Here is a 22,838-nt window from a genome sequence, read left to right on the forward strand (position 1 = left end):
GAATTATTTTATTGTGTTTCCACAATGTGAACAAAATTTAGAATCAACTGCTATTATGCTATTACATTTTGAACATGTTATGCCTTGAGCTTTTTGCACAGTCTGCTGCTGTTCTGTGCCACAACCTGGACAGAAATTACTAGATACTGGCATCATCATGCTACACTTGGGACACGGTTTCATTGGAGGCTGGTACAACCCCTGACCCATCTGCCCTGCCATTGCATAACCAATTCCAGAACCTGCTCCAAATCCTACTCCAAGGCCTGCCATCGAACCTGCTCCTCCTGAGGGATTTTTTGCAGCCTCTGTCATGGCCTGACCTGCCTGATATTGCATGTAATTTACTCCAAGTACAGACATCTCTCCTCTTGTATTGATTGCCTTTTGTACTTCATCTGGGAGATTGATTGTAAGTCCTGAGATCTTGTTGATTTCAATTCCATATTGTCCAAAACTTGATAGTACATTTGATAAAACAACTTGTTCTATATTTTGCAAGTTTGATGCAATATCAGTAACTTTGAGTCCGGTCTCTTTCATCTTTCCTAGTGCATTGAAGACCAAAAGTACCAGTTGTTCTTTGAGTCGAGATTCAACTGCATCAGATGTCTGTATTGCAAATGTTCCAACAAATTGATTAATAAAATTCTCAGGTGACGATATCTTCCACCTAAACTCTCCAAACACTCTCAAGTTCACCATGCCAAATACTGGATCTACAAACTGGTAAGGACCCTGTGAGCCAAATTTTCCATCGATATACCTATTTTGTAAATAATAAACTTCAGCGGCTTGGACAACTCCTGTGAAAAATTTTAACAGTCCGCCAACTATAGGGGCATTAAAGTCCGTAAGTGCATACCTGTTTGGTTTGTCAAAATAAGTCAGTACCTTTCCATCTCTGAAAAATACTGCAATCTCGTCTTCCCTTACTACGATATTATCATTGAGTCTGATGAGTCGAGGAGCCTTCCACATGATGTTGCCTTCCTTGTATTTTGATTCCCACTCCATAGTAGTTGAACCGGCTACACTTCCTCCCAGGTTGGGTTCTTTTTTTCGTCCAAACATTTACTGACACCTCATGTAGTTTGTTACCATTTTTATCACTTTGTAACTAGAATGTTTTCTACAGAGTCTAGTCTTTTCTTCCACGACATGCCAAGATTGTCCAATAGTGATGAAATTTGCGATGCAATATCTTGGATTTGTCTACCAGAGTTGTAATCGGACATAGAATTAGAACACGTTGTAAAGATCTGCTCAGATGTATTGACTGAATCAAAATCATATTCATACAACTTGTTGAGAACGCCCTCGTCTATTCGTATGTTGGGAGATATTCCTGCAGAACCCTGCTGAGCATGCTGTATCACCCCCGATACCTGCTGGATTTTAGATATTGTACTTCCCACAATAGTAAGATTGGTAAAATCATTTTTTGCAGTCATTGCTTTTCTTAGCTCTTCAAGTTTTGTCTTGGAGTCATTCAGCTTGTCAGATATCTGCTTTCGTAGTAACTGGTCTGCAGCTCTGATATCTTCAAGTTTACGATATTCTTGAAGAGCTGGAATTTTTAATTGTAATTTTTTTAGTGTTCCTCGATTGTCTTCCACTGTTTTTCTTATGTCTGGTGTTTCTGGCATTGTATCACTGATGATGTTACAAAACTTAAAGATTCCGTGAGAATCATACTTTGATTATACTAGTAATCCAAGACATGAGTTAGCGTATAGATCTTTGAGTACTAGTGTCACATTAAAGACCACATAGCTTTGTGTGTGGACAAAAATTATTGGCATCCAATTGCAGATTAGAAAATAGCATCCTAGGCAGTTACAATCCAATCTACTTGTAGCACGATTGAATTTGCGTCTGCAATAGAATCAATTCATACAAGGATTATTATCTAATAACATATTTCCAAATTTCTAGATGTATAGCGGAGAACGTGAAGTCCAGTCAAAGAGAAAGGCCCTTGCCGTTTTACAAGACGAGATAAACAGAATTCTCAACGCTGTCAGAGATCTATCAATTCTTCCCGGTTTGATTATCAAGGCAGACAAATCTGAAATAAAACAGCTGCTTGAGCGAATAAAGAATACAGAGAATGAGGTAGAAGCTCTCCGCAGAAAAATCACTCGAGAGATTTCAGACATTGGTGGCCTCATGATGCACAGGGAGAATATTTTGAACTCGGCATACACGATGGATGAAGTAGCAGGATACATCACAGGCATTGCCTTCAAGCTCTCAAACATCAAGGCAGCCACACTCAAAAAAGAGAAGCTTGACAAGGATCTTGTAGAACTAATAGAACTAGCTGTAGACCAGATTCAAAAAATTAATGAAATAATCAGAGCTCTTGCAAACAACAACAGTACGGTGGCAATTGACTTGGCACATGAAGCACAGAAAATAGAGAGACAGGTAGATAACAAGTATAGGGCATTGAGCATAAGAGTTCTTGACGAAACTAGTACAACAAAAGAGCTGTTACTTCTCAAAGACATAGTAGAAGGAATTGAAGAAATGTCAGACAAAGTTCTTCAAGTCTCGGATTCATTTATTTTGCTGGCCCTTAGCTTATAAAATATTAAAAAATATTTGTCATGCATCGTCCATACTAACTAATTTTAGTATTACCCATACAGAGATTGACAATAACCTAAGACATTGATACTTCCATAATTACAATATGAGTATCCTTGCGTGTCACATATCTGGAATTATTTTTATCTCTAGCATTTGAAATTTTGCATTTGCTTTTGTAATGAATCCAACTGGGAATACATTTGCAAATCTTGCTGATATTCTTGCTGCGATATAGCTATTTTTGGCATACCATTGTATTGTTTTTCTAGTGCATTGAATTGTTGTTGTAATGTATCATACTGACCAATTTGGTTTTGGGTGCATGCATAGTTTACCTTTGGAGACTTGAATCCATCTTGAACCATAGGAGTTGTTTTCGTTATAGAATACGATGTTATCGGAAATTGTTCTGCTCCATCTTGTAAGAATGCAACCATGGTGTAAACACCCCCCTGTGTAACAAACGGAGACAAGTCAAAAGATGTGTCAACATAGTTACCCATCTGCACCATCCTGTTGGCAATCTCCAAAGTCTCATTACTGGGCTGATAATACGAACCTGTTACTGGAGGTTGAACTATCGTTCCAAGTTCATTTCCTAGTTTATAGAAACCATCATTTTTGTGCACCTCATAGGTCTGCTTTGTTGGTAGAGGATCATAGAATATTCCAATACTTAGAAGTGAGCCAGTTTTTAGATTTCCGGCAAAAGTTACAATGCCATTATTTTCAGAAGGTGATTTTGTAAAACTTAGATAATTATTTTCAAAGTTCTGAGTCATGAAAAATGAATACTTGGTGTATGCAATTCCGATGCTTACTGCAGTATGATATTTGTCCAAAATATTATCCCTGTGCCCATTATTACAACAGATGAGATCATTATTCATCATACTAGATTCACTATTTTGAATCTCAGTTTTTGGATCAAGGGCGGGACAAATTACAAGAACACTTTGACATAAAGAAGTATTATCGTATTTAGAATCTGCAGCATTTTGTGCCACATTTCCAAACCCACCATATTTTGTATATACCATGTATGGCTTTTCACCATCTGACATGTAGTGTGACAATGTTTGCATATTCAACATGTCTTCTGCCTGCGCCTGGGCTGCCTGATTATTACTTAATGCAACAGGCAGTAATCCATGAGATGTTCTATCGTTATTGATTAATTGTAATGCATAATTTCTTAGTTCAGCAAGTGTAGTAGACTGGGTAGTAGATATGACTGGAATTGGAACCTGTCCCGTGTTACCATTATGATAAATACTTTTTATTGGAGATATGCTTGATTGTGAAATTTGCTGTTTTTGGATTGTTTTACCTGAATTAATTTGAGATGTTGCATTGTTTACTGTTTCAGCATTGCTTGGAGCATTTGAGTTATTTGCAAGTGTTGTAGCTTCTTTTTGAATTTGTTGTGACGTGTCTGATGCTCTCTCGGATACAAGATTGAGAAATTTCTGAGCCATTTGACTTGTATTTGCATAATAAAATCCAGCAGATATAATCACACATATGAATAGAACAGAAAAAATCTTTGCAGGACTTTTAGTCTTACGTGTTGATATTCTCTCATGTCCACAATCTATGCAAACAAACCTTCCCTTTTGAGTGGTGATATAATTATGATTTTTACATTCTTCCAAATGAATTGACTTCCTGTATTATCACATTTACTGGAATTTGTTCTAGTGTCATCCTATTTTTCCTCCCGTTAGTTGAACAATAGCGGATTTTAGATCGTAATGACTTGCCTCTCCCAGTACTTTTTCAATTAGATTATCTGCCATGGGTTGTGCCTTATCTCGGATCATAACAAAATCTTGATAATATTGAGTGGCATTTATTCCCGTGTATGCAATAAAGGCCAAACCAATCAGAGATATTACGATTATCTTACCTAGCATTGTAATCTGTCTCATGACATCACTTGATTAGATTAAAGGTTTGTGTACCAATCATTAGTCTACTAATTAATTATAACATTACAGTGCGTTGTGCAGTAAACTGGCAGCAGAATTTTGTTTTTATCAAGGTTTTATCATTTAATTTTTTAAAACCACGAGCGCGTAGCAGAGTATGATAATTATACTAGCAAACCAAGAGTATCCTAGTTGGATAAAATTGAGTACGAAGGCACGGTCTGGGCAATAAACCACGGCTTGCCACAGCCATTACTTGATCATTGTATCAAAAAACTAGTTGATCATGGAGTAAAAAAAGAAGACATTGTAATTACAGATGCCCCATCTGACGTCAAAGTAGGAACAGTCGTAGTTGACGTGTACCCATATCATATTGAAGTGGGACGTGTGAGAACCACAAGAAATGACTCTTACATAAGCGGTAGCATAATGATAATAGAACTAAAGGCAGACCCTGAAGGCAAATACATCGATTAGAATTTAAAAATCAATTATTCGCCAGATAGTTGTAAAGCCCCAATAACATACTGATCTATAAAAATTGCACGTGCATTAACATACAATATGATTACATGTACAATCTGCGGTAAAGATATGAAATTTGTTGAAGGAGATATCATCCATGAAGAAAATTGGTATCATAGAACCTGTTTGAAGATAAAAAATAGGAGCGCGGATATTTGTGCTCAAAGCAATATAGTGGAAAAAACACTCAGTTTGGATTAAGTATCATACAGTAATGGATCTACAAGACTTTGTGTAATATATAATCACACACTCATCTCTAAAGATTACCAACTGTATTACAATACCATACAAATGATTACATGTACAAACTGTGAAACTGTCCACATATCCGAATCTGCAATAGTATGTTCAGATTGTGGAAGCATATTTGAATAGGCAAATTGCCTAACCCCATTTTTTGATTTTTGTATTCAATTTATAATATCTTTAATTTATAAGATACTCTAAAATTCAAACGCATAATTATCTATAGTATTGTTATAACAAACAAGAAATGAAGATACAAAAACAAAATATAATATTTGTAGTTAGCGTATCACTTGTTTACTGTGCAATATCTGCAGGATTTTCCCTAGTCGGAACGGTTCTTCCAGATAGGGTGATGTTACTCAATCCAATAGAACATGGTAGTCTGAGTGTAAAGGAGATTGGAGGACATTTCGTTTGGGGACTGGTTGCAGGAATAGTCACACTACGACTCCGATACATACTCCTGGGTGGAATACTAGCAGTCCTAATAGACTCTGATCATCTCATAGGACTATTACATGTAGAAGCCATACCCCGAATGAGCCATTCAGTCACATTCGCAATTTTATCCACAATTATCTTGTTACTTGTATTTTCCAAAAAGGATTACCGGTTGGGGGCAATTGCATTTACAAGTGTACTTACCCACATATCATATGACATGTTTGCAGACTCGTATGGATTTCCAATCTTTACACCGTTTGTCAACAAGATAATCCAGATTCCAAGAACAGACTGGATAGTCTTTGAAATTGCAGCAATTTGCATAATTGGAATTGTAAGCTTTATTGTTACAAGAAAAGAAATAGATATTAAAAAAATCAGCAAAGAGCCAGGTAGATGAAAAATTATACTTCGTCAAAATGATGCAAGTTAGGCGATGGAGTAGATTCTTTTTTCCACATCGTCCTATCTTTTAGACAGCGTGCCTGCTCTGCATCCATTGGCATATCATGCTCGATAAATACAGGAATATCTTTTACTCCTAATTCGTCTGCTGCAACTGCTCTATGCCTTCCATCATGATAGACAAACTGGCATTTACTCAAATCCAATTTCAGAAATGGCGCATCTTGTGGTTTACATTTTGAAATTCGTTTTCGTTTGTGTTTTACCAAAAGTTCTGTAGTGGATACATCATCTTCTGATCTTTTTTCAACAATTTCTCCTGCAAATGCATAGTTGAGAAATTCAGAAGGCTTCATCGTAGTATAAAGCAGTCTTCCTGCCCCAGCATCTTTTGGAAAATTGGCGTGAAAACCGCCAGTTCTGCTTCCCTCTTCGATAAAGTATTCAGGACTTTTTTTTATTGCAGGAACTGGAATTGTCGGAGTCCATACTGGATAGTGTTCTTTCTTTGTGCACTTACAATCAAGTCTTCTCCGAAACATATCCGTAATAGAAGCAGGTGCAGATTCCAATGTTTTCAACATACGGTCTGCCTCGGATCTAGTCGGAATTCTCAATAGATATTTTTTTGCAGACAAGTCATATTCTTTTTTATAAATTTCATCCATGACATCAAGTAGCTTGCAATCATTTAGTCGATCGATAAAAACATCATCACGTTCGTCTGTTGTCTTGCTTTTTGTCATACCAAGCATGTAACTTTACCATTATAGTAGTTTTCCAAATATTTTTTCATGTTCTAGATTTATCATCTTTAAGAATATCAGAAATAAAGGAAAAATTGCAAATTACCAGACTTGGATAAATCTTCTGGATATTATTATGCTTCCAACTACAGATATCATAATTACTACTCCAACAATTGGACCAAATTCAGGAACTGTTGGTGCCATAATCTTGGACATGTTCATTATAGTAATACTGTGAGTGGAAAAGTGTGGAATTAGAACTAGTACCTGTACACCACCTTGAGTAACTACAATTGCAAAGCTTGGATTGTCTGTTGATTTTGCATGTAATATTGCATCCATGTTTGGCGCTGGTTGTATGAGTTGTCCATCATACATTACACCAAGTTGCTTTAGGTTTGCCACATTAATTGTAGTTGCATTAAGATTAAATGAAATTACCTTTGGGCCTGTTTGACTAGGTGCAGTCACATTGACGTTTAATGAATTTGGTGTAGTGTTGATTGTTTGAACTGAAACATTATTGTCAATGGATGTAGTTGTAGATTGATTAGTGCCAACATTTACTTCGGCAGCTATCGTTTGGTTAGCTTTAGCTTGATTGATGCTCTGAATTTCTTGTGGAGTTGCAAGTACAGACTGGGTAGTAGATAATGATGATGAGATACCATTTACCAACAGTGTCGATGTAGCAGTACTTCCCGAATGAGCCGAGTCACCTGCATAAAATACTGTTATGGTTACACTATTACTTGGATTCAAAGGTGGGGTATATTGAAGCGAGCAAGTATCACTTGTCAATATACAAGCATCTGAACTAAATGAGCCACCTGCACCATTATCAGTCCACTGGACTAGCCCTATCATACTTGAAGAAGGATTTGTCGTATCTGTTACTGTTACAGCAAAAGTGACTTTGGTTCCAACAGAAAATGTTGCAGGATTTGGTATGATGGCAGCAGTTGTAGGATGAAGTCCTATCGTAGTCGATATAGTGCTAGTACTGGTAGGAACAACATTTGCAGACAATTGTGAGAGACCGGTATTTGGCTGATGCATGGTATCACCACCATAACTTGCAGTTATGGTTATTGCACTTGGAGGATTTGTAGAAGGAGTATATGATACAACACATGCGCCAGATGCCAGTATGCATGTAGATGAACTAAATGTACCACCAGCATTTCCGTCACTCCAGATCATTGTTCCTGTTGGAATGTTTTGAGCATTAATAGGATCAGCAACTGTTGCAGTAAATGTCACTGCAGTTCCTGCTACATACGATGCAAGATTTGGCGAGATTGTAAGTAGTGAAGATGAAGTAGAAGAACCTGAATTTGTCAAAAGAGACGTTGCAGAGTTTGCAGCATGACCTGTATCACCATAATAGCTTGCCGTTATAGTGATAGAATTTTGTGCATTAGATGATGCAGTATATGTTACAACACATGTACCTGATGACAAGTCGCATGTTGATGCACTAAATGTACCACCAGCATTTCCGTCACTCCAAATTACTGTCCCGGTTGGGACATTTAGAGAATCAATAGGATCAATAACTGTTGCAGTAAATGTCACCGTGTTTCCTGCTACATATGATGCAGGGTTTGGCGAGATTGTAAGTAGTGAAGATGACGTAGAAGAACCTGAATTTGACATCAAGGTAGATGTTCCTGAAATTGAGGGATGATTTGAATCTCCGCCATATGTTGCGGTGATAACTATCGAATTTAGAACATTAGATGATGCAGTATATGTTGCAACACATATACCTGATGACAAGTCGCATGTTGATGCACTAAATGTACCACCAGCATTTCCGTCACTCCAAGTTACTATACCTGTAGGAATATTTTGAGAGTTCGTAGGGTCGGTAACTGTAGTAGTTACGGTAACTTGTTCTCCCGATGATATAGTAGAAGCAGATGATACTATTAGAATAGAGGCGGTATCCTGAGTGTGTGATAATTGAGATATTCCACTACTTGTTTGATGTGTACTATCTCCACCATAACTTGCAGTAATTGTTACTGAATTTGAAGAGCTTGAATATGGAGTGTAAGAGATTGTGCATGTACCAGAGGATAAAGTACATGCGGATGAGCTAAATGAGCCGCCATCATTTCCATCACTCCATGATACAGTTCCAATAGGCGTTGTAGGAGAATTAGATGTATCAGTAACAAGGGCTGTAAATGTCAAGGATTGACCCGAAACATATGACGCAGAATTTGGAGTTACTGTAATTGATGTAGTAGATGTGGTTGAGCTTGTTGATACTGGATTAGAGGATGTAGAGATTACTGTAACTGAAAATGTTGTAGTGGTTGATTGCATTGGTTGCGATTCCAATTCGTTTGCTTCAACTGTCACCTGATAAGTTCCAGCTGTTTGAAACCGGAAAGGAATATTTGCTGTACCTTGTGTAGCATGTGATAAAGTTGAAAAAACAGGACTGCCTTGTTGAGTTATAGAAAATGTATAATCAATATCTGGCTTGTTGAAATTAATTTTGAAATAAGTAGTTCCACCGACAACTGGATTTACAGGATAACTAGAAAATTGGATTTCAAGGCCACTATTAGATATCGTTGGCGGCATAGAAGATGGATAATAATATTGACTAGATGGACCGGAAGTTTTCCCATATTGTAATCCTTGTGACGCATTTGTAGAAGTATATCTTTGTTGAGAAATATTACTTGATTGTTGTGAGTTTTGGTAAGTTGGTGAAGGAGTACGTGTACTATTGTGCAAATACGCATAACTTGTAGGGTTCCCAGTATTAGCGGATGATTGAGGAGAGTTTTGATAAGTTGGAGTGGTGTGTGTGCTATTGTGTAAATATGCATATCTTGTAGGGTTCCCAGCATTAGCATTTAGAGTATAATAGGGAGTTGTACTTCCGCGGTTATAATTAGGAGATTGTGTGTTATGAGAAGTCATTTGGGCATGTGCTGGTTGTTCCAAAACACCAAAAGCAAGACTTGCTACGGATACCATAATGACAACTAGTAATATCTTAGAATGATTCAGGATTAATGCTAGTCATCATCCACTAATAAGGGAGTCATATTTTTCATTAGTAAGACATAAGAAGATTAGAAATTTTGGCATTCAAATTACAATACAAAAATGAAATTAAAAAACAGTTTAAGTATCAGACAAATCCAATCTTACGCATAATGGTATCCGAGAAAATAGTCAGGTTTCAAAACAAGAACAAGGACTTGAATCAGCTAGCACAGCAAATATCTACAATGTTGCAACAAGACGGATACAAGACACAGATGACATCTACTTCACCAGTAGGCATAGTTATGCAGGCAACCAAGGCAGGCATTCTCAGAGATATCATAACTGCAGACAGGGCGTTTACTATAATGATAAGCGGTGATCCAAATGACTTTGCAATACACATTGGAATTGGCAAGTTGATACAAAATATCGTAGTTGCAGCAGTAGAGGTATTGTTCTTATCAGTGTTATTTTTGGCAGTTGACATTCCAGAAATGCTCTGGACAAGACATGTAGAAGAAGAAATATTAAAAAAAATAACACAGATTGTAGGATAACAATCACGAAAGTTCTTTACAAAGGTACGATATGTATAATCACGAATAAAAAAATATCTATTTTTTTCTTGCCAGTTCTTGTTACTATCGTGGTCATCCTTTTCTCACAAACTTTTTCATTGTCTGCATATGGATCAAGCGCGCTGCCATGGCCTACTTTTATGCACGACTACTCCCATACTGGTTTGTCCCAGTTCGCAGGAGTACAATCCAACTCTACATTGTGGCAATTCAATGTAAAAAATGGTACTAGTGCACTTGTTATAGGTCAGAACAATATTATTTACTTTGGCTCGTGGGGAAACCTTGTTGCAATAGATGTAGATCATGCAGAAAAATTCAAAATCAATGTGGGAGGTATTGTAGATTCCCCCTCGATTGGCTCTGACGGAACATTATACTTTGAAAATGGTGGCAACACAATATTTGCAGCAAGCCCAGAGGGCACAATAAAGTGGAAATACCAATCCAATGACACTGTAACAATTCCAGCAATTGATATCTATGATAGAATTTATTTTGGCAGTGGTAATTTTCTAGAGTCTGTCAGTCCAGTTGGAAAACTCTTTTGGAAATATCACACAAATGGACTGGTCAGTATCCCTTCAGTTGGGCCTGATGGGACAATATACATCGGTGATACAGACCATAATTTTTATGCATTAGATTCATCCGGGAATTTAAAATGGAAGTTTAATGCAAAGGGAATTACTACGTTAGGTTCAATCAACCCTCAAAATACAGTCTACTTTTGTGATTCAGACAATTACCTTTATGCCGTAAATCAAGATGGCACACTCAAATGGACTTTCCAGTCCACCAATATAGGCACGCCCCCTTCCATTGGCCCAGACAATACTCTATTTCTTGTAGACGGAACTGGCCTAGTGGCACTAAATTCTGATGGTACTAAAAAGTGGGACTATCATCCTGCAAATGTTACGGTACAATCAGCATCTGTAGATAAAGACGGTACAGCATATGTAGGAATTTTTGAGAATCACCTTTATGCACTTGATTCTTCTGGAGATGTAAAATGGAATTTTAGGGCAGATGGCGGAGTCAGCCAGCCTGCTATTGGCTCGGATGGTACAATTTATTTCAACAGTGGAAAAGGAATCATCTACGCACTTGGACAACCAGCAATACCAGAATTTCCAATGCCCACGCTTCTTGTGATAATTTCATTTATTGGCATACTGGCAATACCAAGAGTCTTTCGGATATAGATGCCATATTTTTAAATGATCAAAATAGTTTATGAATGAGTTGAAAAAATTTCTCGTCATTACAATTTTAGTAGTTGGAATTATGATTATGTTTTTGCAGCCGTTAGCGTTTGGACAGTACTATCAGATACATCATACGATCTTAATTCTAAATCCCATATCTCGTACTGCACAGCAAGGAGATCATCTGACTTTTTCTGGCACACTTTTGACCGCAGATGACAAAATACCACTTTCAAACAGAATGGTGTTTATACAATATGATTCGCCTTATGATTGGACAAGAATTCGTACAAGTGCAACAACTGACAATAATGGAAATTTTGTAGTAAGCTGGACAGTGAATCCAAAGGGAACCGGTATTTGTACTTACAATTTTTTTGCAAAATACAATGGGGATGATAATAATTTCTGGTCCATTAGCAAGCAATTTCTTCTGAATGTCACACCAAGATCTATTAAAAATTGACTACATAGCATAATTTCAAAACAAAACTTACGACGTTCGCATTTTGTCCGTGATTATTTAATCACTTAATTTATTTCTGTGTCTCTAGTCTCCGGGTTCATCTTTGAACCAAATAACAATATGATTGAAGCTACAATCACATTGATTCCAAGAAGCACGGGAATAAAAGATCCTCCATGGGACAAGAGACTGACTGCAATTAGCGGTGCCCATGAACCAATCAATAAACCTCCATTGTAAACAAATCCATTTGCAGTATTTCGTACTTGAGTAGGAAATCTCTCTGACAAAAATGCAGGTATTGGGCCAAAACCTGATGTTGCCGTAAAGATCAAAATTACAGTATACAAAGATCTTTCATAAAATGATACAGCATGATACAATCCATAAACTGCAGGTATTGCAAGTATGATTGCAGATATTGCAAATAATCCCAGTGTCTTCATTCTACCAATTTTTTGACTAATATAACCCGCAAATATCTGTCCAAAAAATGAGGTTATCGTTGCAACAATAAGCAGAAATGGTATCTCAGACTTGTCCATATTAACATAATTTTGAAGAAATGTTGGATAGAACCCCATTGTTGTGTAGTACCCGTATTGAAGCCCAGTCATGATTATCAATGCCAAGAAGAAACGCTTTCGTATGTTAACATCAGAAAATATTTTTCGAAGAGGAGCACGCTCTATTTTCTTTTGGTGAAATTTCTCAAGCCAGACTTGAGATTCCTTCATCTTTATTCTTACAAAGAGTGTAGTGAGCCCAGGAATGATTCCTGTGAAAAACATTATTCTCCAACCTATCTCTGTGAACTGAGGACCTGAAAAGTGTGTAAATACAAAATAATATACAACTGATGCCAGTATAAAACCAAAATTATATCCACTTTGAAGAATCCCAGATAGTAGTCCTCTTGAAGATTTAGGTACAGTCTCCATTGTAATTACCGCACCGCTTCCCCATTCTCCACCTGCAAAAAAACCTTGCAAGAACCTTAATGTAACTAAGAATATCGGAGCAAGAATGCCAACCATTTCCCACGTCGGTAACAAGCCAGTTGAAAATGTGGCAACGGAAAATCCAATTATGGTAATCATCATTGCTTTTTTTCTCCCTATCTTATCACCAAAGTTTCCAAAGAATGCCCCTCCAACTGGACGCATTATCAGTGTAACAACATAAGCTGCAAAAGCAGCAAGAAGAGAAAGTGTCGCATTGCCCGTGGGAAAAAAGAGTTTGCTAATCAATGGAATAACCAGTAACATCAACACAAGATCATAACCGTCAAGAGCCCATCCAAGAAAAGAACCTAAAAGTACAGACCGCTGATGGCTAGAAAGATTCATTGTGATTGCAATATTTTAAGCGAATTTTAATCTATTATAATCATTAGATTTTCAAATCTGAGAATCAATCCAATTGTTATATACAAAGATTACATAACACTATCCGAAAACATATGGAAGACACACATGAATCATGTAGAACAGAAGGCGGCGCAAGATGCGGGTGCGGGTCAATGTCTTCTCACGAACACCAGGGCAGCGGTCACATGTCATCTCATGGCGAATGCGGTTGTGGCGATGGTCATCATTCGCATTCCATGACAAAGATGTACAAGCATGCGTACATGGATGCGTTGTATCAAGCCCAAGTAGAACGCATCAGAAAAAGAATTGATGCCAAATTTGGGACAACGCTTGACAAAATGGCAGATGCTGTAGTAGAGTCGTTTGGGAAGATGTGGGAATCAAAAATGGCAAAAATTGAAGCATGGCAAGGACTTGAATCTAAACTTAGAACCATCCTTTCTGAAAAAGCTAAAATCTAAAATAATCTCCCCTAGCCTTTTTTTAATGTCGTTTTTTAGCGGCTCGCACTGTAAGTAAAATTACTCCTACAATCAAAACAATAATTCCAATAAAGTACCAAGTTTGAATCATAGAGCATATTTGTTGTGTTGGTTGGTTAATAATTTGTGCAAACATTCCAATTATAGAACTACAGAGATTTGAATATCCGAATAAAAACATAGTTGAAATTCCTCCGAGGATTATGAAAATAATTCCTACAATTGCAAGTCCAGCATATCGTTTCTGTTTTAATGGTCGTTTTTGAATTGCCTTAGAACTGTTTTTACCCTGATATGCTCCACATCTTGGACAAAAATCGTGGATTCTAAATATTCCAGAACCACATGCAATACAGGATTTTAAAGCAGTATCTTGTGAGTATTGTTTAGTTTCAAGTTTTTCCTTTTTTGATATAGTTTTACGCGTATCAATAAAATTATGTTCATCATGAAATGCCCCACATCTTGAACAAAAACTAAACATTCTTGGTACAAGAGTTCCGCATTTTGGACATAAATCTACAAGATGTCCATCAGATGGCTTGGCTTCTCCCTCGTATCGCTGCTTTGCATTTTGAATTTTTTTCTCAAGAGATCCTACTGTTGATTTTTTCTGATATTCATCTTCTTCTACATGTGGGTAGAGGTATTTGGAAACTAGCATATCCACATATCTACGGTCAGTTGGATATGCCGATTCTTCAGTTTTCAACCTATTTAGTATAGACTCTAATCTAATAGGATCCCCATAACCAAATTCCATTAATTGTTCAACAAGTTCGATCAGCGCTTCATTCATGAATAACAATTTGATGATTTCTCTAATTAAAAGACATTTTGTTCATTTTTTATATTTTTGTTCACAGTATCATCAAATAGACTCCTAGGTTTGAATTAGATTAAGATCAGATCCCCTAGGAATTAGATAAAAATTAAAAAGAAATATTGCACTATTGTTTGTTATTTACTATTTGTTGTAATTGATGAATTACATCTACAGCAGCCTTGATGTCATTCCAAACATCGCTTGATTGTGTTCCCTGATACTTGTTAGACCCTACCTGAGATAAGACAGCCTGAGCATTGCCGATATCAGTCTGTGCTTGGCCAACTAGTGCTTGAAATGTAGAGGAGTTATTTTTCCCAGCAAGAAGATTTAGTTTTGCTTGATCTGCCTGGATTGCAGTATTTGCTGCAAAGTGAAAGTTGTTGGCAGTTTTGCACCCATTGTATAGACAGAAACTATCCAATACAGATTGAAGCTGTGTGCTGTTCTGGGCATTGTTTACCGCTGTTTGAAATGCTTGAATTTGAGTGTCTGCAGTGTTGATTGTCTGGTTCAGACCTTCAGTATTTGCACCATGTCTTGTCAGCCTATTTGCCAAATTCTGAGCATGTGTAATAGCCCTGTCAAATTTCTGGATATTGTTTTGGGCTTTTTGTTGTTTTACTTCAAAAAGACAACTCTTCTGTGCCAATTGGAGTTGTGCGTTATCTGATTTTAAAGCAGAGTTGACTGTCTTGCTATGCACAGTCCGGATTGCATGTATAATATCAAGACTGGCGGTTCGTTGGTCAGAATTGTATTTCTGTGCATCTGTTTTAAACTGGGATGTATTGTTAGCATTTGCATCTGCCTGTAGAGCAGCAAAATCAGCATTCAGTGTTGGAATGTCCGTATTTGTTAGAGAGGATGTGATTGTCGAATTCTGTATTACATTTACGACATCGTTAAGATAAGAAGTAGCATGAGTATCAATACATGTAACTGATGCCAATGGTAATTGTAGATTCAGAGATTGTGATGCGGAGCCTTGATCTGCAAAAGCAACATATGGCATAACCAATATTAGTGATGCAATAAACGCACTGTATTTTACAGTCGGATTCATTGTGCTTTGATATTTTTTTAAGATATAAAGCATTACGTAGCTTTGTTCACTGACAAAGTTAATGTATCGTATGTAAAATATAAAAAAGACAACTATGTTAAAAGTCAGGAAATTATCTTGGATGGATTTGTAGTAAGATGTACAATATGTAAGACCAAATTTGTAATTCCTGATATGGGTCCGTGCACTGATCTTGAATATGAGAAATACATTAAAGATTCTGGCTTTGTGTGCAAGTGTGGCAAAAACGACTGGTTTCTGGATTCAGATTAGAAAATATCAAATGTCGATTTTTTAATTTCTCCAGTCTGATGTGATAATGAAACACTTTCTACATCTGATAGATTTATTTCAGATCAAACTTTAGATTACACGTGCGAAAGAAAAAGGCACCAAATCCCAAGCTAAGAATGCAGGTAGCTATTGCGATTGGCGTCATAATAATAGCCATAGTTATTGTTGTAAATTATTATCTAGACCAGACACAACTCTCAGGTCAGAGATTTGGAGACCAATTAGCTCAGATTCAGCTAGACCTCAAAAATGAAACTCAGAGTTTTGATGCACATCTCACACAATACAAAAACGGACATATATCAAAAGACCAGATGCTCAACATAACAGATAATCACATAACAGCAGTACAAAATATTCTTCCGCGATATGAGCAATTAAAGACACCAGAACTTTTTGTGCCATCGTTGCAATTATTCAAACTCTCTACTGAAACCCAGATTGAAAGCGACCAGGCTCTAAGAGAATGGGTTGTGACAGGAGACAATGCAACATATGCTAAATCAAATCAGTTGCTGCAACAGTCATTTCAATACGAGATGAACGCACTCCAGTCTTATGAAGATACAAAATCTAAAGGCTCACAGTAAGCCCTTATGATGCGCAAAATCTAATATGTCACTTAGATTTCCCAGAATTTCTTTTTTCTCTAAAGGAACCGGCGAATCAAATATGATTCCAAGTGTAATGCTTAGCATGTCATGATCTGTATGAGAGACCAAGATTTTATGATGCTCGATTTGTTTTTCGATAGTTAGATTTTTCCAGGCCAAAATTCTGTTATAGACATCTTGTAGTTGTTGTGCAACATAGTCAAGGTTCATCTCTTTTCCATCTTCAAATAATCCAAACTTGACAAGAGGTAACATCATGTACCCACCTTTGATCGGATCATGATTTTTCATCATCTCTGCAATCACTAGATCAGATTTGTCTTCTGGTTGAATGTCTCCATACTCTGGCGCAAAATATCCTGCGAGGGTCTTGCGGTCGTCATAGATCTTAAAATAAGTCTCTTCTTGCTCTATGGTCCACATTATATTACGCCGTGATTTTTTCTGCTACTGGGTTTACCTTAAGCGTGTTAAGACATTTACCACAAAAATACTCTTTTCCAGTATTGAAGATGGTCGGATTTTTGCACTTGGGACACTCCCTGTTTACTCGATTAACTTCAATTGGCATGACAACACTGTAAACCAATTCCTCAAAAGATGCGAGGTCAAATTTAGTTTGTAATGGAATCGATTTTGCACAAATTATAGGACTTTAACGTGCTTTATTGCATCCAAGAGAGCTTTTTACACCTGAGAAAAACTCAACGCCTTCATTGATACAGTATGCACTGCTGTACATCATGCAATCTTGCAATTGCATTTAGTGCGTTATTTTTGTAATCTTCATTTCTTGCAAGCCATGAGGCAATATCTGTCGCAGTTACTATTCCTACAAGTTTGTCATCCTTTCCCACAACTACAAGACGCCTTATGTTATAGGCTGACATCAAGGTGGCCGCTTCTACAATTATCATCTCAGGCTCTACAGAGATGATCGGATGTGACATTATCTTCTCAACTAATACCTGAGACGGTTTCAAATCCTGAGACGCAACCTTTGTTACAATATCTCTTTCTGTAAGTACCCCTACTGGTTGTCCCCCCTGTGTCACTACAAGTGAGCCAATCCCTAACTTTGTCATTATCTGTGTAGCCTCTAAAACACTCGAGTTTGCATGTATGGTCTGAACAAATTCTGCCATTATTTCCTTGACAATGGATTCGCTCATCTTTAGAAACTATTGAATTTAAGATATTAATTCAGACATCTGAATAATTCAAGTCTAGGTTAAATTAATTTTAGCAATGTCTATTTCAAAATCTTTGCCGTTTAGTAGATTTAATATAATTAGCAGAAGAAAATTCAATAGTGAAAAATATCAACAATAATGCACCATTAAAGTACTGTAAAACAATTCTCATTAATTCAAGCCCTGAAAAAATTTGGGAAGTAATTACAGACATTAACCAATGGACAAGCTGGGAGACAGATATCAAAAACCCAAAGATCAATGGGCATCTAAAACCCAACACAGTTTTTGACTTTAAAATAAACAGAGTAAAAATTCGGTCAAAGATTCATACTGTTGAACCATTTCATCATTTTGGCTGGACAGCAAAATTTTTTGGGATGTATATCATTCACAATATGACGCTAACAGAAACAAAAGGGCAAACATTGGTATCAGATGATGAAAGCCTAGAGGGTGTCATCGTGAGACTTTTCAAGAAATTATTTGATAAAAAATTAGAAAAAAATAAGCAAAACTGGCTTGAACAACTAAAAAAAGAATGTGAAAAATCAATAAACTAAATAATAAAAGAAAGTTTTATTATCGAATATTTTTTGGCCTGATTTCTTTTACTCTGTCTTCATCTACGCTTATGTATTTACAACGTACATGATGTCGTAGTTGTTCTCTTGCCTGTTTTTTGTTCTCACCTGATGACCAATGCCAGCAGATAGAACATACAACAGTCCATTTTTTGTCTGATTGAATGTCTCCTAGTCGTGGGGGACTGGTAATTTGCATAATGTGTAAAATCTTCCTTTTACTCTTATCCTAGTTGTATGATCGATGTTGACCTGTGTGAAAAATATTATTCCCCAATCCTCGACATTTTGAAAAATCAAACATTATAAACGATGCAAATAAAATCTAGTTCGTGATTCCCGAGTCTACAAGAAAGTTCATCGACAGCCTAATCGACTATTATATCAGCGAAGCAGCCTCTTACAAACAGCTAGCAAAGACATACTATGACGAAGTCGAGGATGTCAATGCAAATGCTTTTGGAATTATAGTAGGATGCGTGTATTCTGGATTTTTACAGGCATATCAGAACCAGAAACTAAAGCCGTCACTTGAGGACACTCAAGAGTTTACACGTATGATAAAACTGCGAGCCGCTCAGATAAAACGAAATATACTGGATGCCAAGGTCTAGACTGTTCACTAGATTACTGGTAAAACGACTGTAAAAGTAGTAGGATTATTTCTCGTATGTATTGTTCCATTGTGTCGCTCTACGATCTTTTCACAGCTTACTAGACCCAATCCAGTACCTACCTGTTTTGTTGTAAAAAATGGTTCAAATATTTGAGGTAATATTTTTTCTGATATGCCAGGTCCAGAATCTATAAAATCAATCACAATATGACCTGCATCAACTTTCCAATCAACAGTTATAGTTCCTTGGTTTTCCCCTATGGCTTGAATTGAATTTAATAATAAATTTCCACAAACTGCACTCAATTGATTTTTATCACACATTATCTTAACATCATCTTCTTTGGCAAAATTGACTAGAATGTTGTTAGGAATAAGAACAGTCTCAATAGATGACAAAATTAAATCAGTGACAGAGCATTCTGACATATTTAATGGTCTATTACTTACATAATCCATGACATCTTCTATCTGATGCCTCATCCTTTCTGACGATTTTAAAATGGCAGTAACGTGTTTTGACATGTTTGTATTTGGATTAGCATCTAATTGAAGTTCTAATAATTTTGCAGAATTGATAATTACATTTAATGGGTTACGAATATCATGTGCAATCCTTGCAGTCATATCACCAATTATCAGTAACTTTTGATCTTTTTCTTTTCTTAATTCATCCTCTAGCCTATGAATGTCACTGAGATCTTTTCCCGTGACTAGATATCCTTCCATATTTCCCAATTCATCACTTAATTTAGTGCCACTCCATAGAGAAGAAAATACAGAGCCATCTTTTCTCATCACTTCAAGTTGAACATTTAGGTTTATACCATCAGTTACTACCTTCCCAAAGGCCGATAATGCTTTTTGCCTATCCTTAGGAGATACCATATCTACAGGACCAATCTTTCCTAGTGCCTCAATTTTTTCATATCCAAAGTTTTTTGTAAAATGATGATTACAGTCAAGAATTCTCCCATTTTCATCCATTATGACTAGGATATCAGGTGTGGTTTCAAAAAAAGTTTTTAGAATATGTTCATTTCTCATTAGTCTTTTTAAAATCATAATATCACAGTTGCGTATGGATTTATGATAACTGCATATTTATGCACGTATTCACATGTAACATACAAACAAGTATTTTAATATCAATTAAATCGCAATTTACATCTTTGTTGACTGCAATTTTATCAGCACATTCTACAGCATTACATAAACAGTTTCCATAGCATTAAATTGCAACATTTTCAACTGTATTACATGTCAGAATTAATCCATTATCAAATTCAACAGTTAATAGACAATGGTCAGACTGTGCAACTAACCCTGGTAGAAGATGTGCAGACAGAACCAGTCTCACAAAAACAACTCATGCTTGATGCAATAAACCAAAAGCTAGATCCAGAACTTAGAGACCAGATTGCCCCATTTATTGAGGCAATACTTCAGGCACAACCGACCATTGCAATCAAAAGTTATGCACAAACATCCATTACGATTACAATGCCAAAGCGAAGATATGAAAGAATGGGAAGTCCAGCTGTTGGTCAAAGGCTCGAAATCAACATAAAAAAGATCTAGGCTAGTTTTTCTATATCAGATATAGTTTCAAGTGGCAGTGAGCAAGTAAAATCTCTGCAAACATATACCCGGGTTTTATTTTCATCATATTCTTTTCCTGCAAAAAATTGCAATTGACTAAGATCTTCAAGTTCCTCTTTTTTTGAAATTAAAACTAGAATTGCTTCAGGAATGAACTTCCTTGTCAAGTAATTTTTGATTTCGACATTTGATGTGTTTATTACAGTAATCTCTAGCGGCTTAATCAAATACGCGTATACTGCATTTAGCAATTGTCCAAAACCAAAAGGATTTTCTGCAGCCAGCATGCCAAGTGACTCCAGTACCTTTATTGCAGTATCAAGATATTTTTTCTCTCCAGTAATATTATATATTCTCAGCATCACTGCGGCCGCTATAGAATTTCCAGAAGGTAGGGACAGGTCATAGATATTCTTTGTTCTTATGAGCAATTTTTCGTGATTATCTGCAGTAAAGAAAAAGTTTTTGTGATTTTCATCCCAGAAATGTTCCAGCAGATAATTTGCGTAATACACTGCAAGATCAAGATACTTCTTTGAAGGTCTAGTTTCAAAATAATCAAGTAACGCACTTGCAAAGTAGGCATAATCGTCCAAGTATGCCATAAGCTTTGACTGTCCATCCTTGTACGTATGAAGCAGTTGCCCATCTTTTGTCAATTTACTCTCAATGAATTTAATACAATTCTCAGCAGATTTTAGAAAATCTTGTTCCTCAGTTATACGATATCCCTTGATAAATGCCGAGATCATAAGCGAGTTCCAGCTTGTCATTATTTTATCATCTCTTCCAGGTGCAACTCGTTTTTCTCTTGCCGCATGAAGTTTTTCCCTTCCTTGTTTTAATATTTGACTGACCTCGGATTCAGTTTTGCCAAAATGAAATGCCACAGATGACAAGTGTATGCTGTTGTACAGTATTGTGTGCCCCTCAAAGTTACCACCATCTGTTACATCATAGTATAAACAAAACACATCAGAGTCTTGCCCCAAAATTTCTTGAATATCTTTTTTCTTCCAAACATAGAATTTTCCCTCCTCACCCTCCGAATCTGCATCATATGCAGAATAAAATCCACCTTCAGGCGACGTCATTTCTCGCATGACAAATCGCAACGTATCTTGTACTACCTCAAGATATCTAGGCTCTTTTGAAATCTGGTATGCTTCGGCATATACAGGAGGCAGTAACGCATTATCATAGAGCATCTTTTCAAAGTGTGGAACAAGCCATCTTGAATCAGTGGAATATCTATGAAACCCACCACCAATCTGATCATACATTCCACCATTTGCCATCTTTGTCAATGTCTTGAACACAAATTCTTGGAATTTTGAAATTCCAGATAATTTAGAATATCGTAGCATAAAAGAAAGATTAGACGCATTTGGAAATTTAGGAGCTTGTCCAAATCCCCCATTTGTCATATCCACGATGGATAACAAATTGACTGCGGCTTCATCTAGAATAGATTTTTCAAGCTTTGAATCATGTACATCAGATTCAGTTCTTTGTAAACCATTAACAAAATTTTCTGCTGCCTGTTGTATGTCACCGGGCTTTTCTTTCCAGGCTTGTGCAAGTTGCCTTACTAGACTTCCAAATCCAGGTCTACCGTAATTGTCAAGTGGTGGAAAATATGTACCCACATAAAACGGTCTTTGATCAGGTGTCAAAAATACGCTAAGAGGCCATCCACCACTACCAGTATTTAGCTGGCAGACTTTTTGATAAATATCATCGATGTCAGGTCTCTCTTCTCTATCCACTTTTATATTTACAAAATATTCGTTCATGATTTTGGCAATCTCTTCATTTTCAAATGATTCATGGGCCATAACATGGCACCAGTGGCATGCACTATATCCAACACTGAGAAAGATGGGTTTGTTTTCTTGTTTTGCCTTGTTTAATGCCTCCTCTCCCCACCCATACCACTGGACTGGATTGTGGGCATGCTGTAAAAGATATGGGCTAGTTTCTTTTATCAGACTATTAGGCTGCATAG

27 protein-coding genes are annotated in these 22,838 nt (G+C 36.7%); 12 read left to right on the forward strand and 15 right to left on the reverse strand.

The genetic code is table 11. The features are described from left to right. Positions 1 to 3: 3 nt before the first annotated feature. On the reverse strand, positions 4 to 1,074 hold the full coding sequence (locus tag C0Q33_RS02920; protein ID WP_101477118.1) for an SPFH domain-containing protein: 1,071 nt from the start codon (positions 1,072 to 1,074) through the stop codon (positions 4 to 6). 35 nt (positions 1,075 to 1,109) lie between these two features. Beyond that, the gene (locus C0Q33_RS02925) at positions 1,110 to 1,649 is read right to left on the reverse strand and encodes a hypothetical protein (RefSeq protein ID WP_101477119.1); all 540 of its coding nucleotides are present in this window, start codon (positions 1,647 to 1,649) and stop codon (positions 1,110 to 1,112) included. A 289-nt stretch (positions 1,650 to 1,938) separates the two neighbouring features. Here C0Q33_RS02925 and C0Q33_RS02930 point away from each other — a divergent pair, with 289 nt between their 5' ends. Continuing rightward, positions 1,939 to 2,595 carry a DUF47 domain-containing protein gene (locus C0Q33_RS02930; RefSeq protein ID WP_101477120.1) on the forward strand — a complete coding sequence of 219 codons (657 nt, stop codon included), beginning with the start codon at positions 1,939 to 1,941 and terminating at the stop codon, positions 2,593 to 2,595. Positions 2,596 to 2,744: 149 nt separating this feature from the next. Here the strand turns inward: C0Q33_RS02930 and C0Q33_RS02935 are convergent, their stop codons facing one another. Together C0Q33_RS02935 and C0Q33_RS02940 are read right to left on the reverse strand one after the other, a co-directional pair. Then, a complete protein-coding gene (locus tag C0Q33_RS02935; RefSeq protein WP_101477121.1) occupies positions 2,745 to 4,253 on the reverse strand; it encodes a CAP domain-containing protein in 1,509 nt (502 codons plus the stop codon). A gap of 48 nt (positions 4,254 to 4,301) precedes the next feature. Continuing rightward, positions 4,302 to 4,529, reverse strand: coding sequence for a hypothetical protein (locus C0Q33_RS02940; RefSeq protein WP_101477122.1), 228 nt, complete (start codon positions 4,527 to 4,529; stop codon positions 4,302 to 4,304). Positions 4,530 to 4,721: 192 nt separating this feature from the next. Between C0Q33_RS02940 and C0Q33_RS02945 the strand changes: the two genes are divergently transcribed. Both C0Q33_RS02945 and C0Q33_RS02950 read left to right on the forward strand, forming a co-directional pair. Continuing rightward, a complete protein-coding gene (locus C0Q33_RS02945; RefSeq protein WP_101477123.1) occupies positions 4,722 to 5,009 on the forward strand; it encodes a hypothetical protein in 288 nt (95 codons plus the stop codon). Positions 5,010 to 5,553: 544 nt separating this feature from the next. Further along, on the forward strand, positions 5,554 to 6,153 hold the full coding sequence (locus C0Q33_RS02950; RefSeq protein ID WP_101477124.1) for a metal-dependent hydrolase: 600 nt from the start codon (positions 5,554 to 5,556) through the stop codon (positions 6,151 to 6,153). Between the two features lie 4 nt (positions 6,154 to 6,157). Here the strand turns inward: C0Q33_RS02950 and C0Q33_RS02955 are convergent, their stop codons facing one another. Together C0Q33_RS02955 and C0Q33_RS02960 are read right to left on the reverse strand one after the other, a co-directional pair. Continuing rightward, entirely contained in the window at positions 6,158 to 6,904 is a 747-nt protein-coding gene (locus C0Q33_RS02955; protein WP_133120992.1) for a hypothetical protein, read from the reverse strand. Between the two features lie 102 nt (positions 6,905 to 7,006). Then, positions 7,007 to 9,910, reverse strand: coding sequence for a hypothetical protein (locus C0Q33_RS02960; protein ID WP_101477126.1), 2,904 nt, complete (start codon positions 9,908 to 9,910; stop codon positions 7,007 to 7,009). Positions 9,911 to 10,092: 182 nt separating this feature from the next. Between C0Q33_RS02960 and C0Q33_RS02965 the strand changes: the two genes are divergently transcribed. From C0Q33_RS02965 to C0Q33_RS02975, 3 genes are all read left to right on the forward strand, one after another. Continuing rightward, on the forward strand, positions 10,093 to 10,482 hold the full coding sequence (locus tag C0Q33_RS02965; RefSeq protein ID WP_101477165.1) for a hypothetical protein: 390 nt from the start codon (positions 10,093 to 10,095) through the stop codon (positions 10,480 to 10,482). 185 nt (positions 10,483 to 10,667) lie between these two features. Further along, positions 10,668 to 11,711, forward strand: coding sequence for a PQQ-binding-like beta-propeller repeat protein (locus C0Q33_RS02970; RefSeq protein WP_165776418.1), 1,044 nt, complete (start codon positions 10,668 to 10,670; stop codon positions 11,709 to 11,711). 40 nt (positions 11,712 to 11,751) lie between these two features. Next, positions 11,752 to 12,180 carry an Ig-like domain-containing protein gene (locus tag C0Q33_RS02975; RefSeq protein ID WP_133120994.1) on the forward strand — a complete coding sequence of 143 codons (429 nt, stop codon included), beginning with the start codon at positions 11,752 to 11,754 and terminating at the stop codon, positions 12,178 to 12,180. Positions 12,181 to 12,245: 65 nt separating this feature from the next. On the opposite strand, the gene C0Q33_RS02980 is transcribed toward C0Q33_RS02975, so the two are convergent. Continuing rightward, positions 12,246 to 13,529: an MFS transporter gene (locus tag C0Q33_RS02980; RefSeq protein WP_101477129.1), complete on the reverse strand. Its 1,284-nt coding sequence runs from the start codon at positions 13,527 to 13,529 to the stop codon at positions 12,246 to 12,248. Positions 13,530 to 13,702: 173 nt separating this feature from the next. On the opposite strand from C0Q33_RS02980, the gene C0Q33_RS02985 reads away from it, so the two are divergent. Continuing rightward, positions 13,703 to 14,014 (forward strand): hypothetical protein, encoded by a 312-nt coding sequence (locus tag C0Q33_RS02985; RefSeq protein ID WP_133120995.1) that lies wholly within the window; start codon positions 13,703 to 13,705, stop codon positions 14,012 to 14,014. 22 nt (positions 14,015 to 14,036) lie between these two features. On the opposite strand, the gene C0Q33_RS02990 is transcribed toward C0Q33_RS02985, so the two are convergent. Together C0Q33_RS02990 and C0Q33_RS02995 are read right to left on the reverse strand one after the other, a co-directional pair. Further along, complete coding sequence (locus tag C0Q33_RS02990) at positions 14,037 to 14,834, reverse strand: zinc ribbon domain-containing protein (protein WP_101477131.1); 798 nt, start codon at positions 14,832 to 14,834, stop codon at positions 14,037 to 14,039. 151 nt (positions 14,835 to 14,985) lie between these two features. Then, complete coding sequence (locus C0Q33_RS02995; protein ID WP_133120996.1) at positions 14,986 to 15,927, reverse strand: hypothetical protein; 942 nt, start codon at positions 15,925 to 15,927, stop codon at positions 14,986 to 14,988. A 42-nt stretch (positions 15,928 to 15,969) separates the two neighbouring features. Between C0Q33_RS02995 and C0Q33_RS03000 the strand changes: the two genes are divergently transcribed. Further along, a complete protein-coding gene (locus C0Q33_RS03000; protein WP_101477133.1) occupies positions 15,970 to 16,200 on the forward strand; it encodes a hypothetical protein in 231 nt (76 codons plus the stop codon). A 101-nt stretch (positions 16,201 to 16,301) separates the two neighbouring features. Next, a complete protein-coding gene (locus C0Q33_RS03005) occupies positions 16,302 to 16,811 on the forward strand; it encodes a hypothetical protein (RefSeq protein WP_101477134.1) in 510 nt (169 codons plus the stop codon). Here C0Q33_RS03005 and C0Q33_RS03010 read toward each other — a convergent pair. The 3 genes from C0Q33_RS03010 to C0Q33_RS03015 form a co-directional block, all read right to left on the reverse strand. Continuing rightward, positions 16,803 to 17,258 carry a hypothetical protein gene (locus tag C0Q33_RS03010; protein WP_101477135.1) on the reverse strand — a complete coding sequence of 152 codons (456 nt, stop codon included), beginning with the start codon at positions 17,256 to 17,258 and terminating at the stop codon, positions 16,803 to 16,805. The two genes, C0Q33_RS03005 and C0Q33_RS03010, sit on opposite strands and share 9 nt — an antisense overlap. 4 nt (positions 17,259 to 17,262) lie before the next feature. Beyond that, positions 17,263 to 17,406, reverse strand: a complete 144-nt coding sequence (locus C0Q33_RS09205; protein WP_165776419.1) for a hypothetical protein — start codon at positions 17,404 to 17,406, stop codon at positions 17,263 to 17,265. A gap of 142 nt (positions 17,407 to 17,548) precedes the next feature. Beyond that, positions 17,549 to 18,007 (reverse strand): CBS domain-containing protein, encoded by a 459-nt coding sequence (locus tag C0Q33_RS03015; RefSeq protein WP_101477136.1) that lies wholly within the window; start codon positions 18,005 to 18,007, stop codon positions 17,549 to 17,551. Positions 18,008 to 18,147: 140 nt separating this feature from the next. On the opposite strand from C0Q33_RS03015, the gene C0Q33_RS03020 reads away from it, so the two are divergent. Then, positions 18,148 to 18,591 (forward strand): SRPBCC family protein, encoded by a 444-nt coding sequence (locus tag C0Q33_RS03020; protein ID WP_101477137.1) that lies wholly within the window; start codon positions 18,148 to 18,150, stop codon positions 18,589 to 18,591. A 19-nt stretch (positions 18,592 to 18,610) separates the two neighbouring features. On the opposite strand, the gene C0Q33_RS03025 is transcribed toward C0Q33_RS03020, so the two are convergent. After that, complete coding sequence (locus tag C0Q33_RS03025) at positions 18,611 to 18,811, reverse strand: hypothetical protein (RefSeq protein WP_101477138.1); 201 nt, start codon at positions 18,809 to 18,811, stop codon at positions 18,611 to 18,613. A gap of 133 nt (positions 18,812 to 18,944) precedes the next feature. On the opposite strand from C0Q33_RS03025, the gene C0Q33_RS03030 reads away from it, so the two are divergent. Continuing rightward, positions 18,945 to 19,226, forward strand: coding sequence for a hypothetical protein (locus C0Q33_RS03030; RefSeq protein WP_101477139.1), 282 nt, complete (start codon positions 18,945 to 18,947; stop codon positions 19,224 to 19,226). 8 nt (positions 19,227 to 19,234) lie between these two features. On the opposite strand, the gene C0Q33_RS03035 is transcribed toward C0Q33_RS03030, so the two are convergent. Continuing rightward, complete coding sequence (locus C0Q33_RS03035; protein ID WP_101477140.1) at positions 19,235 to 20,293, reverse strand: two-component system sensor histidine kinase NtrB; 1,059 nt, start codon at positions 20,291 to 20,293, stop codon at positions 19,235 to 19,237. A gap of 195 nt (positions 20,294 to 20,488) precedes the next feature. On the opposite strand from C0Q33_RS03035, the gene C0Q33_RS03040 reads away from it, so the two are divergent. Next, complete coding sequence (locus tag C0Q33_RS03040; protein ID WP_101477141.1) at positions 20,489 to 20,809, forward strand: hypothetical protein; 321 nt, start codon at positions 20,489 to 20,491, stop codon at positions 20,807 to 20,809. Here the strand turns inward: C0Q33_RS03040 and C0Q33_RS03045 are convergent. Continuing rightward, positions 20,806 to 22,836: a thioredoxin domain-containing protein gene (locus tag C0Q33_RS03045; protein WP_101477142.1), complete on the reverse strand. Its 2,031-nt coding sequence runs from the start codon at positions 22,834 to 22,836 to the stop codon at positions 20,806 to 20,808. The genes C0Q33_RS03040 and C0Q33_RS03045 overlap by 4 nt on opposite strands. Positions 22,837 to 22,838: the final 2 nt, after the last annotated feature.

This window comes from Candidatus Nitrosotalea bavarica (assembly GCF_900167955.1).
Taxonomy (GTDB): domain Archaea; phylum Thermoproteota; class Nitrososphaeria; order Nitrososphaerales; family Nitrosopumilaceae; genus Nitrosotalea; species Nitrosotalea bavarica.